The organism is Streptomyces sp. NPDC040718, from assembly GCF_055593565.1.
The window spans coordinates 14,345-27,818 of the sequence record NZ_JBVIXO010000014.1 but is presented as its reverse complement, the minus strand read 5'-3'; the positions used below and the strand labels follow the sequence as shown (position 1 = coordinate 27,818).

Sequence of the window (13,474 nt, the reverse complement as noted above, 5' to 3'; positions counted from 1 at the left end):
GCTGACGGTTTGCTGACCTTCAGCGGCCAAGGGGGCCTTTGACCTGCAGAGATGTCTCTGAGCAGGGGTATGTTCTGGAACTGGATCGGACGGTCCCAAGAGGATATCGCACAGGCCCGGGAAGACTGGATGAACGGGAGCAGATTCGGAGAGGTGAAGGGCTACGACGGCGCTCCGATTCCGGCTCCGGAACTCCCCCCAACTCGCCTGAAGCCTAGGGGAAGAGTGCGCTGAACTGTATCTATGTCCTGAAGGTGGGGCTCGGTGTACTCGTCGTGCTGCTGCTCCGCTTCCGGAGGTCCGTCGGACGTCGACGAGGCCTCTGGGAGCGCTTCCCGGTCTTGAGGTCGAGTCTCATGTGAAGCAGGCCGTGGTCAGGTCCAGTCGGACGGATGCTGACCCTTTGCTGACTCTACGGACGAGTAGTCAGATTCCTGGAGAGGGAGTGCGGGCGCGCCTCGCGGCAGAGGAACCCCAAGCCGGGAGGCCTGTCCCCGGACTCCTCGGCTGCCGGTCTTCGGCTTCCAGCCCTTCATCGCAGCGGGGTCGGGCAGCGCCGCCACCGCCGACCTCACACCCGGTCTCGCAGCCGACCCCGGGGCCGCAGGGCAGAGTCCCGCCGGACTGGCAGCTTCACTGCACAGACCCGGCCCGGGGTTCCGGGGCTCCGGGGCCGGCGGGTGGGGGAGAACCGACCCCCGTCTGACATGCTTCGAACGGATGGCAGGGTTGTATTCGGGGCCAATGTCGGGAGGCTCGGAATGGCATTCGGTTGGGCACGATGTTACGCAGCACGGCAACTTCCGCTCAGGCTCACGGTCGGCGCGTTCTTCCTGAATTCCGGGCTCTCGAAACTCGGTGCGGACGAGGCCACCGCCGAGGGGATGCAGCAGTTCGCCGCCACGACCTACCCGTTCCTGGGCAAGCAGGACGCCCAGAGGTTCGTCCGGCTGCTCTCCGCCAGCGAGCTCGCCATTGCCACCGCACTGCTCCTGCCGGTCGTCCCTGCCGCTGTCGCCGGGGTTGCGCTCACCGCGTTCTCCGTTGGCACCCTCGGGCTCTACCTGCGCACACCGGGGATCGGCCGGCTCGTGGCCACCTGTCACACCTCGATGAGTAATGGCCACAAGCCCTCTGCACCCCTATACTTCGGCCTATGCGGTCCATGACGATCAGGCGTGCCACCAAGCAGGATGCCAAGGGCCTCACCGCGCTGGTGCAGAGGTCCAGCGCCTATCGGGGGCAGTACGCCACGGCGATTTCCGGCTACCGGGTCACGGCTGACTACATCGACCGGCATCAGGTCTTCGCAGCGGTCGAGACGACCGGCCGCCTCCTGGGCTTCTATGCCCTGGTGCTGGAACCAGCGGAACTGGACCTCGCGTTCGTGTCGGATGAGGCACAGGGAACGGGGGTCGGCCGCCTCCTCGTGGAGCACATGATCGACCAGGCCAGGAGGGCGGGCCTGGCGCACGTGCGTGTCGTGTCGCACCCTCCGGCCGAGCAGTTCTACCGGCGCTTGGGTGCCGAGGTGGTGGGGAAGGTTCCTCCCTCACCGCCGAGGGTGACCTGGGAACGCCCGGAATTGCGATTCGCCGTAGTGTCCCGGGCTTTGTAGTCCTCGATGTCAACGAAGCAGGCCCAGGTCTCCGGCCTGGGCCTGCTTGCTGCGATCTCGGTTCGGCCGGACGCCAGGTGCCTGTTCAGCCGGTGGGGACCGTCTCGCGCAGGAAGTCCAGCAGCAGGTCCGTGACGGCGGCAGGCCTCTCCAGGCTGGGGAGATGGCCGGCCCAGGGCAGTTCGACGTGCCGGGTGTCGGTGAGCAGCTCCGGCAGTCGGGCCGCGGTCTGCCGGAAGTCCGCCAGGTCGAGGCCGCCCGAGAACGCGAGACCGGGTGCCTTGTCGATGACGGGCCGATGTCCACGTTGTTCCGTCCGGCCCCCTCGGGTGCGGCCAGTTGCAGGCGGGCCGTGAGCATGCTCGACGAGATGCCCAGGTTTTCCTGGAACTGATCGAAGCGGGTGTAGCCGTCGAAGGCGTCGTGGAGGATCAGCAGCGTCCACCATTCACCGACGTGTTCCACCGTCGTGGACAGCGGGCACTCCCGGTCTCCGGTCTGATGCGGCTCGCCACGGTGACCAGTGTGGTGCCGAACGTGCGCACCAGGGATCGGAAGGCGCCATGACCAGCCCCGTCAACGAATCACTCGAAGGCCGCCGTGCCCTGGTCACAGGCGGCACCAAGGGGACCGGAGCCGCCATCGCCCGACGGCTCGCCGGCGCCGGCGCCGACGTGCTCGTCACCGGCCGCAGTCGCCCCGAGGAGGTCGAGGAAAAGACCTTCATCGCCGCCGACCTCTCGACCGCTGAGCCCCTCTGTGAGGTCTCTCATGGCTCGGTGGTTCCCTTCCGGCGCTCCGGTCTTGTGAACGGTAGCTTCCTCCTCGTTCGGTGCGGACGCCTCCCGTCAGGCAGCCCGCTTCGCAGGTGTGCCCCACGGTCATGGCGGCATTTTGAACGAAAGCCGTCAGGGCTGCATCAAAGGGATGTCAGAGCCCTTGAGTGCTCAGCCGCGGGCACGTTGGATGGATGACGTGAACACCGGATCGCGCTACGACGACCGGCCGCCGAATCCGGTGGCGCCGGGGAAGCGCCCTGTTCACCTGCCGCTGAGCTAGCGCCCGTTGGGCCGAGGGGCGAAGCTTCCCCTGGGCCCCGGAATCAACTTCACCGCACTTCACCGCATGGCTGTGGCCCGGCTTCCCGTGCCTCGCGCCGCCGTGCCCATCTTCAGGAACCATTCATGCCCTTCTTCCTTTCCGGCCGGACCGTCATGGTCACCGGCGCCACCTCCGGCATCGGCTACGAGACCGCCCGCCTGCTCGCGGAGTGCGGCGCGACCGTGCTGCTTCACGGCCGTACCCCGGAGGAGGCCCGGGCAGCGGTCACCCGGCTCATCGCAACCGCGGATGTCGATGCCGAGCTCCTGCGGCCGTGTGCGGCGGACTTCGCGCACCTCGACGAGGTCGAGCGGCTCGCCAACCGTGTCATCGCCGGGCATCCGCACCTCGACGTACTGGTCAACAACGCCGCGGTCGCCGCCCCCGAGCGCCACACGGTCACCGATGACGGCAACGAGCTCTCCTTCCAGGTGAACTTCCTCGCCCACTACCTGCTCACCCATCTGCTCGAACCGGCGCTCACCACCGACCCGGGCGGCCGGGTCGTCAACGTCTCCTCCTCGATGCACCGCTCCGCGTCGATCTCGTGGCACGATCCCAACCGCACGCGCAGGTACTCGCGCCTCGCGGCCTACGCCCAGTCGCGGCTCGCCCTCACCGTCTTCGCCGCGGACCCCCGCGTCACCGCGGTCTCCGTCGACCCGGGCGTCTGCGAGACCGCCCTGCGGCCGCTCTACGGACACGAGGGCGCGAAGCCTGCCGCAGGCGCCGCCCATGTAGCGCGGCTCTGCGACCCGGCGCTGGAGATCGTCAACGGCGCCTACTACGACCGGAACACGCGCAAGGACTCGGCCCCCGGCGCGACCGAGGAGCGCACGGTCAAGAGGCTGAGCAAGCTCGCCGACCTGCTGGTCGGCCACTCGTCCTGAAGCGCGACACCCAAGACTGCGCCGGCCGGCGCTGACTCCCCCAGCGCCGGTTACCCGCGGGGGCGGCCCACCGTCCGGGGCCGCCCCCGCCTCTCCGTCCCTTGAATCGAGGCGGCATCCGTCGTGATCGAGCTCCTTCCCTCCAGCCTTCCCGCTCTTGCCCGCTGGTTCCCCGGCGGGGCCGCAGGCGTCGCGGCTCTGCCCGACCACGTCCTCGCCACCGGCAACGGCCGCTGGTGGGCCGACCGCGCCGCCGATCCGCGGGTGGTGGCGGTCTCCAGCGGGGACCACGTCCTGCTCCGTGGGGATCCGGGCGCGCTGTCCCCCGATTCGCTCGTTCCTTTCGCAGACCGCTACGTGGAGGCACCGGCTCGCTTCCTGCCGGTCCTCGGCGGTGCCTTCGCCCGCGTGGACCCGTGGGAGCGCATGGTCTACGTGCACCGGGAGCCCGCCATGGCCGCCCGCCCGGCACCCGGCGTCACGGTCCGCCGGCTGACCCCGCGCGACGCGTCGGCTCTCGTCGCGCTCGGACCAGGAGCGGCCTGGATCCACGAGACCTGGGGCGGCCCGGAGCGGCTCGCCGCCTCCGGTCTCGCCTGGGGCGCCTTCCACCGCGGCCGTGCCCTCTCGCTGGCCTGCACCTACTTCCTCGGCACCGGCCACGAGGACGTCGCCGCCCTGGCCGACCCCGGCCACCGCAGGCAGCACCTCGCACTGGCCTGCGTCACCGCCCTGTGCGCGGACATCGCCGCCCGCGGCCGTACACCGAGTTGGACCTGCTCCCGCGACAACCGCCCCAGCCGCCTCCTGGCCTGGTCGGTAGGCTTCCGTCTGACGCGCGAATACGTCCACTACGCCACCGGCCCGGCTCGCCGTCAGATGCTACGCAGGCAGCCGGAGGCGGCGTGAGCCCGTACGGAAACTCCTTGAGCTTCCCCCGAAACGGCGGGGGGACCGGGGGAACACTGCGCAATGCTGGGGCCGTGAACGGCTCAGAGACCGGGCCGGTGGCGTGCCCGCACGGTGTCCTCAGCGCGCATCGCGCCGGCCCGTCGTGGCCCGGGTGAAGAGCCGGCCGCCCAGGTCGACGCCGGTGACCGTGCCGTCGGCGGTTCGGGTGAAGAAGCCGCGCTGTCCCTTCAGGCCGCCCTCGGTGAGGACGTACTCGTCGCCGTCGCCGGGCAGGAGGCCCATGGCGGCCGCGGCGTAGTCCGGCGGCATCTCCGCGTCCGAGGCGGCGCGGATCTCCGGCTTGATCCCGACCGCGAGGGTGAGCCGCTGCCCGTCGGTGACGATGTCGATGTTCATGACGTCGCTCTCGTAGCGGCCGGCGACCTCGCGGGCCCGCGTCTCGTCGTGCGGTACGGGCTCGTGGTCCTTCTCGACCAGGCCGAGGTAGTGCTCGAACGCCGCCCGGACCACGGCCTGGTTGAAGACGTGGCCGTCTTCGGAGTTGACCAGCGACACGACGGCGAAGTCGTGCTCCGGGACGAGGTGCAGTTCGGCGAACTGCCCGTTGCCCGAGCCGCCGTGGCCGATGGTGCGGACCCCGTCGACGCCGCGCAGGAACCAGCAGATGCCGAAGCCGTCGCCCAGCGTGCTGCCGCGCAGCTCCGCCGTCTGCTCGCGCATGCCGTGCAGGGTGCCGGGCGTCAGCAGGCCGTCGCCGTCGCCGAGGTGGAAGCGGGCCCAGGCGAGGAGGTCGGTCACGTTGGAGACGATGCCGCCACCGGGGTTGTCGCCGCGGGCGCCGGCCCGGTAGGCCTTCCAGGGCCGGGCGGGCTTCAACTCGTCGGCCTCGTCGCGGACGTAGCCCACCGCGAACTTCCGCACCATGACGTCGTCCAGGCCGAAGACGGTGTCCGCGAGTCCGAGCGGCTCCAGGAGCAGGGAGGCCACGGCCTGCTCGTAGGTCTGTCCGGTCACGTTCTCGATGATCCGGCCGAGGAGGTTGTAGCCGGCCTGGCTGTACGAGGCGCGGGCGCCGGGTGGTGCGATCAGCGCCAGCCGGTCCAGCTTGGCGACGAACGCGGCCAGGGAGCCGTCCTCGTCCTCGCTGTCGACGAGGTTCCAGTCCAGACCTGCCGTGTGGTTCAGCAGGTTGAGGACGGTGATCCGCTCGGCGGCCGCCCCGTCGGCGAGCACGAGCTCGGGCACGTACCGCCGGACCGGCGCGCCCAGGTCGACCTCGCCCTGCTCGACGAGACGCAGCAGCGCGGTCGCCGTGAAGGTCTTGGTGGTGGATCCGAGGTGGAACAGGGTGTGCTCGTCGACCGGGAGCGGGTGGGCGACGCTGGTGACGCCGTGGTTCAGGAAGACCGTCCGGCCGCCGGTCAGGATGCCGACGGACGCACCCGGCACGCCGTGCTCCTCGGCCAGGGCCGCGACGACCGCGCTGAAATCACCGTGGTCGTCGTGCTGCTGCTCCTGCATGGTTCCCCCTCGGGTCCGTGAGTCACAAGGATTCTTGAACTAAGTGCAATTGAGCATAGGCGCATCTCTTCACTAAGTTCAACTAGTCTCTTGGCATGCCTCGGAACGCCCTCACCCCGGACCAGATCGTCCGCGCCGCCATCCAACTGCTCGACGACGAGGGCCTCGACGGCCTCAACATGCGCAGCCTGGGCGGGCGGCTCGGCGCGGCCGCCACCGCCGTCTACTGGCACATCAAGACCAAGGACGAACTCGTCCGGCTCGCCGCCGACGCCGTGTGGAACGAGGTCGAGCTGCCCGACCTCGACGCCATGGACTGGCGCAGCGCCGCGACCGCCATGGCCGGCAGCATGCACGCGATGCTCACCCGGCACCCGTGGCTGGGGCAGGCCTTCGGCAGCCACCTGCTTTACGGACCCGGTAAAGCCCGCCACGACGACCACAGCCTCGCCCTCTACGAGAAGGCCGGCTTCTCGCCCGCCGACGCGGACCGCGCGGCCGCCGCAGTCTTCGTCTTCGTGCTCGGCAGCGCCCTCGGCTCCGCCGCCCAGGTCTCGCTGACCCGCCGGCTGAGCAGGACCGGAGACCCGGAGAAGGAGCTGGCGGACACCATGGCGGCGGCCGCCGGGATCGCCATGGCCTTCCCGCGGCTGCGCGAGCGCATCGCCGGCAGCGCCGGGGCCGGTTACGCAGAGGCCCCCGACAGCACCTTCGAGTTCGGCCTGCGGGCCACCCTCGCCGGATTCGAGGGACTGCTCAAAGGCGGGAGCTAGTCTTCAGTGCCCCCCCGGCCACATCGGCTGGGGCGACGGGCAGGGAGAGGACCATTGTCAGGCCGCCGCCGGGCGTGTCCTCGGGGGTGAGCGTGCCGTCCATCGCCTCGGTGAGGCCCCGGGCCAGAGCGAGGCCGAGGCCTAGCCCGGCGGTGTTGTCGCGGTCGCCGAGGCGCTGGAAGGGCTCGAAGACGCGCTCGCGGTCGTCGGCGTCGATCCCGGTGCCCCGGTCGGCGATCCTGTCGACCAGCTCGATCTCGTCGGCGCGGCGCACGAACTCGTCGGGGACGGTCTCCCGTTGCGGCATCCCGGTGATCTTCTCCACGACGTCACTCAGCGATTCGAGGTGCTGGATGTTGAGGGTCGTGACGACGTCGATCCCGGCCGCGAGGATCTCCTCGACGTCCTGCCAGCGCTTCGCCTGCCGGTCACCACCCCCCGGCAGGTTGGAGTGGGCGAGTTCGTCGATCTGCACCACCTGCGGCCGCCTGGACAGCAGCGCCTCCCGGTCCAGCTCCGAGTGCGGGCCGCCCCGGTACGCGCGATCGGCGGGCCGAAGGCGTTCGAGGCCGTGCAGCTGCGCCTCTGTGTGCCGGCGCCGGTGGCACTCCACGAAGCCGACCACCACGTCCGCGCCGCGGGCCGCACGGCGGTGCGCCTCGTCGAGCATCGAAAAGGTCTCGCCGACTCCAGGGGCCGCTCCGAGGAACACCTTGAGTCTTCCGCGCGGTACGCCGGCTGCCCCGGCGCGGTCACCGGGACCGCCTCGTTCGTGGTCGTCATCTCAGAACTTCTCGGGGAAGAACAACGCCAGGACCAGATACCCGACGATGCTGACGGCGACGACGACACCTACGACATTCTCCGTGCTCAACCGAACCCGACTCCTCGATGTGCCCTCGACCTCACCAGGGAACAGCAGCGAGGACCTGGACGAAACGACCCGTACGCCCCCCTGACGCCACTCGGCCGGGACCTTGACGGTGTATTGACGCCCGTATCGTCGATCGGGTGGAGGCGGTGGGACGGAAGGATGACCATTCGGCTCCCTTCCCTGGGCATGGAAGCGGGTCGGCCCTTCCAGGAGGGCCGCCCCGTCGGGTGTTGAGGAGGGCTACTGGCCGGGCTTGCGGCCGTGGTTGGCGCCCTTCTTGCGGCGGGCCCTCTTCTTGCGTGCGCGCTGGGACATGGCGGTGGCGGTTCCCTTCAGACGGTGTGGCCGACGAGGAGGTCGGCGAGCTTGTTGAGGCGCTTGACGGTGCGGTCCTCGGTGGCGGCCGGGGCCGGGGCGACGCGCTCGGAGCGGTCGTAGTAGGCGCCGTTGACGATCTCGGTGGCCGGGTCGCAGAGCCGTACGACGTGGCCGGCGCCCTCGGCGGCGGACGCGCCCTCGTGCCCGTAGAGGGGGAGCAGGCCGGTCTCGCAGACGCCGGGGTGCACGGAGACGGCCGTCACGCGAGGGTCGGACGCGAAGACGGTCAGCGCCAGCTGCGATTGCGCGTACGCGGCGAGGCGGGAGTATCGGCGCTCCCGGTTCGGGTCGCTCCACTGGATCGCCCCGGTGCGGTGGAGGGAGGAGGAGACGTTGACGACGCGCCCGCCCGGATCGGTGGTGAGGGCCGGCTCCAGGAGGTTGGTGAGGAGGTAGTGGGCGAGGAAGTTGACCTGGAAGGCGATCTCGTTGCCGTCGACGGTGAGGGTGTGGCGTTCGGGCGCGGCGATGGCTGCGTTGTTGACGAGTACGTCGAGACGCGGGTACTCCCGGACGACCGCGTGGGCCAGGTTCTCGACCTCTTCCAGGCGGGCGAAGTCGGCGGCGAGCGGCCGTACCGACGCGGTGCTGACACCGGCGGTGGCGATGAGCCGGTCGACGGCGGCCCGGGCCTCTTCGGCGGTACGGCCGTGGACGAGGACGGTGGCGCCGCGCCCGGCGAGCCGGCGGGCGGTCTCGTAGCCGATGCCGGAGGTGGCGCCGGTGACGAGGACGGTACGTCCGGACAGGGATGAAGGCATGTGTGATTCCCGGATGCAGGCATGACCGACATGCCCAGGAGCCCGGCGGGAGGCCGGGGCGTGGGCTCAGGTCACGCGGTGAGGGTGCTGAAGGTGAGGAGGCGCGCAGAGCCTCGGCCTGGGTCCGTCAGGACCCGGCGGGCCGTACGCGGAGTGACGCGCGGCCTGTGTCAGACGGCCGGGCGGACAGCGGGCGCCGTCGGCCGCACCGGATTCGGTGGCCGATCGTCGTGGCGGGGACCGCTGTTCATGGCGCAATCCCACCGTATGGAGAGAGCCGGTGGCAAGTCCTCCCGCGCTCCTTGACGGCCTTCTGATGTCCGCCGTCAGGGCCGCGTCAAAGATCGATTTCCGTGCGGAAGGAACCCGTCAACGAGTGCTGCCAGGGCTGTCGGCCCGGAGCAGACTGATGGGGCGACTGAGCCGGACGACGGACCGGCGGCACGCGGCCGACGGGCGCTGACCTGAACACCGTTCGAAGCAGCGCACGGTCTCACCGTGCCCTTCGCCGCACGGTCAGGTGACCACCGACCCCGGGAGTTCGACGGCAACCGGTGGGGTGCCGCCCGCTGTGGGCAGCGTGATGACCATGGTGAGCCCGCCGCCGGGGGTGTCCTCGGCGGCCAGGGTGCCGCCGACGGCTTCGGTGAAGCCCCGGGCGACGGCGAGCCCGAGACCCACGCCGGCTCCTCGCGGGGCATCCCCGTGGCGCTGGAACGGCTCGAATATGCGGTCCTTGGCCTCGTCGGGGACACCGGGGCCGCGGTCGACCACGCGCACCTCGACGCGGTCGCGCAGGGCGCTGGCCGAGACCAGGACGGGCTGGCCGCCGGGGCTGTACTTGACGGCGTTCTCGACGATGTTGGCGACGGCCCGCTCCAGCAGGCCGCGGTCGACGGCGATCATGGGGAGGGTCTCGGGGATGTCGAGTTCCACGCTGTCCTCGGGTACGCCGCCCAGAGCCATCGGCACGACCTCGTCGAGGTCCGTCTCCCGGATGAGGGGCACGACGGTGCCGGTGTTGAGGCGCGACATGTCGAGGAGGTTCCCGATGAGGGCGGCGAGCCGGTCGGCGCCGTCCTCGATGCCTTCGAGGAGTTCGGCCCTGTCCTCCTCGGACCACTCGACGTCGTCGGAACGCAGGGAGCTGACCGAGGCCTTGATGCCGGCGAGCGGGGTGCGCAGGTCGTGGCTCACGGCCGCGAGCAGAGCGGTGCGGATGCGGTTGGCCTCGGCGAGTTCCCGGGACTTCTCGGCTTCGTCGACGAGGCGCTGGCGGTCGAGTACGACGGCCGCCTGCGCGGCGAACGCGCCCAGCACGCGACGGTCCTCGGCCGGGAGGACCCGGCCGGTGAGGGCGAGCGCCATGTTCTCACCCATCGGCAGGTCGACGTCGGCATCCTCGGGGCGGGCGACCGGGCTGGTGCCGACGGATGCCGCGGTGGTCCAGGGTTCGACTTCGCTGGCGCGTTCGAGCAGGACGACCGACTGCATGGCGAAGGTCTCGCGCAGCCGTTCCAGCAGGGCGTCGAGGGAGTCCTCGCCGCGCAGGACGCTGCCGGCGAGGAAAGAGAGGATCTCGGACTCGGCGCGCAGCCGGGCGGCCTGGTGGGTGCGCCGGGCGGCCAGGTCGACCACGGAGGCGACCGAAACCGCGACACCGACGAAGATCGCGATGGCGACGATGTTCTTCGGGTCGGAGATGGTGAACTCGTGCAGGGGCGGGGTGAAGAAGTAGTTGAGCAGCAGGGACCCGAAGGCTGCCGAGGCCAGGGCGGGGAGCAGCCCGCCGAGCAGCGCCGCCGCCACCGTGCAGGTGAGGAAGAGCAGCATGTCGTTGGCGAGCCCGAGGTCGGGCACGAGCTGGTTGAGCAGCACGGCGAGCAGTGCGGGGCCTGCGATGCCGGTCAGCCAGCCCCAGATGATGCGGGCCCGGCCGAGGCGGGCACCGCGGGTGACGGGCAGGCCGCGCCCCTTGGCGGCCTCGTCGTGGGTGACGATGTGCACGTCGAGGTCCGGGCCGGATTCGCGGGCGACGGTGGCGCTGACGCCGGGGCTGAAGACGGACTGCCAGGAGCGCCGGCGGCTGACGCCGAGCACGATCTGGGTGGCGTTGCAGCCCCGGGCGAACTCCAGCAGCGCGTCGGGGATGCTGTCGCCTATGACGTGGTGGAAGGTGCCGCCGAGGTCCTCGACCAGGGTCCGCTGGACGGCCAGTTCCTTGGGCGAGGCGGACGTGAGGCCGTCGCTCGCCGCGATGTAGACCGCGAGGACCTCGCCGCCCGCGCCCTTCTCGGCGAGGCGGGCAGCGCGCCGGATGAGGGTGCGGCCCTCCGGTCCGCCGGTCAGGCCGACGACGATCCGCTCACGGGCCTGCCAGGTGGAGCGGATGTTGTGCTCGCCCCGGTACTCCTGGAGGTACTCGTCGACCCGGTCCGCGACCCACAGCAGCGCGAGCTCGCGCAGGGCGGTCAGGTTCCCGGGACGGAAGTAGTTCGAGAGAGCGGCGTCGACCTTGTCGGGCTTGTAGACGTTGCCGTGGGCCATGCGCCGCCGCAGGGCCTGCGGGGACATGTCGACCAGCTCGATCTGGTCGGCCCTCCGCACCACCTCGTCGGGGACCGTCTCGCGCTGGCGGACACCGGTGATCGTCTCGACGACGTCACCCAGCGATTCGAGGTGCTGGATGTTGACGGTAGAGATCACGTGGATGCCGGCCTGGAGCAGTTCCTCCACGTCTTGCCAGCGCTTGGCGTTGCGCGAGCCCGGCACGTTCGTGTGCGCGAGCTCGTCCACCAGCGCCACGGCGGGACGGCGCGCCAGGATCGCGTCCACGTCCATCTCGGTGAACGTGGAGCCCCGGTAGTCGAGGTCGCGCCGCCGGATGAGTTCGAGGCCGTGCAGCATCACCTCGGTGCGCGGGCGGTCGTGGTGTTCGACGAAGCCGACGACGCAGTCGGTGCCCCGCTCGATCCGGCGGTGCGCCTCGGAGAGCATCGCGTACGTCTTGCCGACGCCCGGCGCCGCGCCGAGGTAGATACGGAGCTTGCCGCGTCCCATGTTCCCGACTCTTCTTCTCTGCTGGTGACCGGATGGATGATCAGGGTTCGAAGCGGTAGCCCATGCCCGGCTCGGTGATCAGGTACCGGGGGTGCGAAGGGTCCGCTTCCAGTTTGCGCCTCAGCTGGGCCATGTATACGCGGAGGTAGTTGGTGTTCTCCGCGTAGGTCGGGCCCCAGACCTCCAGCAGAAGCCGACTCTGGCTGATCAGGTGGCCCGGGTGGGTGATGAGGATCTCCAGCAGGTGCCATTCGGTCGGGGTCAGCCGTACGGTGCGCTCGCCCCTCAGCACCTTCTTCGCGAGGAGGTCCACGGTGAACTCGTCAGTCGCGACCCGGGTGACCTTGTCGGCCTGTGCGGTCGCCGACGGCTCCTGCCTTCGGCTGGCGGCTCGCAGGCGGGCCAGGAGCTCGTCCATGCTGAACGGTTTCGTCACGTAGTCGTCGGCGCCCGCGTCCAGGGCCCGGATCTTGTCTTCCGAGGTGTGGCGGGCGGACAGGACCAGGATGGGGACCAAGCTCCGGTTGCGGACGCTCTTGATGACGTCGATGCCGTCCATGTCGGGCAGCCCGAGGTCGAGGACGATGACATCCGGTTTGTACGCGGCTGCGAGTCTGAGGGCCGAGCCGCCGTCGCCGGCCTCGGCGACCTCGAACTTGCGCGCCTGGAGATTGATCTTGAGCGCGCGGACGAGCTGGGGATCGTCCTCCACCACCAGCACCCGGGTCATGGGTGTGCAGCCTTTCCTTCGTTGCGGGTACGAAACGGTGAGGAGCCGGCGGGGCTCTGGGGTTGCCTCCCAGCGGTGGCCGCGGGATTTGGGAGCCCCAGAGCCCCGTCGGCTCTCAGGTCATACGACGGGTCAGCTCTTGGTCAGTGCCTTGAGGGCGGTGTTGAGTTCGAGGACGTTGACGCGGGGTTCGCCCATGAAGCCGAGGGTGCGGCCCTGGGTGTGGTCGGCGACCAGCTTCTCGACCTGCTTGACGGTCAGGCCGTTCTTCTCCGCGACGCGGTGGATCTGGAGGTCGGCGTAGGCGGGGGAGATGTTCGGGTCGAGGCCGGAACCGGAGGAGGTGACGGCGTCGGCCGGTACGTCCTCGGGCTTGACCGTGTGGCCGGCGGTGGAGTTGTCCGCGATGACGGCTTCCTTGGCGGCGACGACCTGGGCGCAGAGGGTGCCTTCCTCGGCGTCCTTGGTGCACCGGCCGTTCACGGTGCCGTTGTCGGCGGAGCGGTTGGTGGCGCCGGAGAGGATCAGCGAGTACTGGGTGTTGACGCTGTTGCCGCCCAGGCCGTTGGAGGGGCGGGGCTGGAACCACTTGAGGTCCGGCCTGGCGGCCTCCTCGGCGTCGTTGGGGTCCTTCTTGGGCAGGTTGTAGGTCTGCCCGATGAGGGAGGAGCCGACGACGTTGCCGCTCTTGTCCTTGATCTCGGAGCCGTTGGCCCGGTCGTTGAACAGGGCTTGGGCGATGCCGGTGACGGCGAGCGGGTAGAGCACGCCGCACACGATCGTCAGGACGAGCAGGGCGCGCAGGCCGGCGCCGAGCAGACGTGCCGTGTTTCCTACGGATGTGTTCATGGTCGTG

At 70.3% G+C, this 13,474-nt stretch carries 14 protein-coding genes and 3 pseudogenes; 6 read left to right on the top strand and 11 right to left on the bottom strand.

Annotated elements, in window-relative coordinates; all coding sequences use genetic code 11:
* Positions 1–69: 69 nt before the first annotated feature.
* The 3 genes and pseudogenes from ACZ597_RS28345 to ACZ597_RS28335 all read left to right on the top strand — a co-directional run.
* Positions 70–234: pseudogene (locus ACZ597_RS28345) on the top strand (pirin family protein); the annotation flags it as partial.
* A 527-nt stretch (positions 235–761) separates the two neighbouring features.
* Positions 762–1,169, top strand: coding sequence for a hypothetical protein (locus tag ACZ597_RS28340; RefSeq protein ID WP_471335699.1), 408 nt, complete (start codon positions 762–764; stop codon positions 1,167–1,169).
* Positions 1,157–1,618, top strand: a complete 462-nt coding sequence (locus ACZ597_RS28335; protein ID WP_471335696.1) for a GNAT family N-acetyltransferase — start codon at positions 1,157–1,159, stop codon at positions 1,616–1,618. Before ACZ597_RS28340 ends, ACZ597_RS28335 begins: the two co-directional genes overlap by 13 nt.
* A 321-nt stretch (positions 1,619–1,939) precedes the next feature.
* Here ACZ597_RS28335 and ACZ597_RS28330 read toward each other — a convergent pair.
* Both ACZ597_RS28330 and ACZ597_RS28325 read right to left on the bottom strand, forming a co-directional pair.
* A pseudogene (locus tag ACZ597_RS28330) lies at positions 1,940–2,142 on the bottom strand (winged helix-turn-helix transcriptional regulator); the annotation flags it as partial.
* 60 nt (positions 2,143–2,202) lie between these two features.
* A complete protein-coding gene (locus ACZ597_RS28325) occupies positions 2,203–2,391 on the bottom strand; it encodes a hypothetical protein (RefSeq protein WP_471335693.1) in 189 nt (62 codons plus the stop codon).
* Between the two features lie 411 nt (positions 2,392–2,802).
* On the opposite strand from ACZ597_RS28325, the gene ACZ597_RS28320 reads away from it, so the two are divergent.
* Positions 2,803–3,609: an SDR family NAD(P)-dependent oxidoreductase gene (locus ACZ597_RS28320; protein ID WP_471335690.1), complete on the top strand. Its 807-nt coding sequence runs from the start codon at positions 2,803–2,805 to the stop codon at positions 3,607–3,609.
* A 123-nt stretch (positions 3,610–3,732) separates the two neighbouring features.
* Complete coding sequence (locus ACZ597_RS28315) at positions 3,733–4,518, top strand: GNAT family N-acetyltransferase (RefSeq protein ID WP_471335687.1); 786 nt, start codon at positions 3,733–3,735, stop codon at positions 4,516–4,518.
* A 120-nt stretch (positions 4,519–4,638) separates the two neighbouring features.
* On the opposite strand, the gene ACZ597_RS28310 is transcribed toward ACZ597_RS28315, so the two are convergent.
* Positions 4,639–6,042 carry a serine hydrolase domain-containing protein gene (locus ACZ597_RS28310; protein ID WP_471335684.1) on the bottom strand — a complete coding sequence of 468 codons (1,404 nt, stop codon included), beginning with the start codon at positions 6,040–6,042 and terminating at the stop codon, positions 4,639–4,641.
* A gap of 95 nt (positions 6,043–6,137) precedes the next feature.
* On the opposite strand from ACZ597_RS28310, the gene ACZ597_RS28305 reads away from it, so the two are divergent.
* Positions 6,138–6,815: a TetR/AcrR family transcriptional regulator gene (locus ACZ597_RS28305; protein WP_471335681.1), complete on the top strand. Its 678-nt coding sequence runs from the start codon at positions 6,138–6,140 to the stop codon at positions 6,813–6,815.
* Here the strand turns inward: ACZ597_RS28305 and ACZ597_RS28300 are convergent.
* The 8 genes and pseudogenes from ACZ597_RS28300 to ACZ597_RS28265 form a co-directional block, all read right to left on the bottom strand.
* The gene (locus tag ACZ597_RS28300; protein ID WP_471336005.1) at positions 6,799–7,032 is read right to left on the bottom strand and encodes an ATP-binding protein; all 234 of its coding nucleotides are present in this window, start codon (positions 7,030–7,032) and stop codon (positions 6,799–6,801) included. The two genes, ACZ597_RS28305 and ACZ597_RS28300, sit on opposite strands and share 17 nt — an antisense overlap.
* Positions 7,033–7,056: 24 nt before the next feature.
* Positions 7,057–7,527: pseudogene (locus tag ACZ597_RS28295) on the bottom strand (histidine kinase); the annotation flags it as partial.
* A gap of 72 nt (positions 7,528–7,599) precedes the next feature.
* On the bottom strand, positions 7,600–7,689 hold the full coding sequence (kdpF, locus tag ACZ597_RS28290) for a K(+)-transporting ATPase subunit F (RefSeq protein WP_471335678.1): 90 nt from the start codon (positions 7,687–7,689) through the stop codon (positions 7,600–7,602).
* Between the two features lie 240 nt (positions 7,690–7,929).
* Positions 7,930–8,004: a 50S ribosomal protein bL37 gene (locus tag ACZ597_RS28285; protein ID WP_471336002.1), complete on the bottom strand. Its 75-nt coding sequence runs from the start codon at positions 8,002–8,004 to the stop codon at positions 7,930–7,932.
* Between the two features lie 17 nt (positions 8,005–8,021).
* Positions 8,022–8,828, bottom strand: a complete 807-nt coding sequence (locus ACZ597_RS28280) for an SDR family NAD(P)-dependent oxidoreductase (RefSeq protein ID WP_471335675.1) — start codon at positions 8,826–8,828, stop codon at positions 8,022–8,024.
* Between the two features lie 516 nt (positions 8,829–9,344).
* The gene (locus ACZ597_RS28275) at positions 9,345–11,888 is read right to left on the bottom strand and encodes a DUF4118 domain-containing protein (protein ID WP_471335673.1); all 2,544 of its coding nucleotides are present in this window, start codon (positions 11,886–11,888) and stop codon (positions 9,345–9,347) included.
* Positions 11,889–11,928: 40 nt separating this feature from the next.
* A complete protein-coding gene (locus ACZ597_RS28270; protein ID WP_471335670.1) occupies positions 11,929–12,618 on the bottom strand; it encodes a response regulator in 690 nt (229 codons plus the stop codon).
* A gap of 132 nt (positions 12,619–12,750) precedes the next feature.
* Complete coding sequence (locus ACZ597_RS28265; protein ID WP_471335667.1) at positions 12,751–13,467, bottom strand: potassium-transporting ATPase subunit C; 717 nt, start codon at positions 13,465–13,467, stop codon at positions 12,751–12,753.
* Positions 13,468–13,474 lie beyond the last annotated feature (7 nt).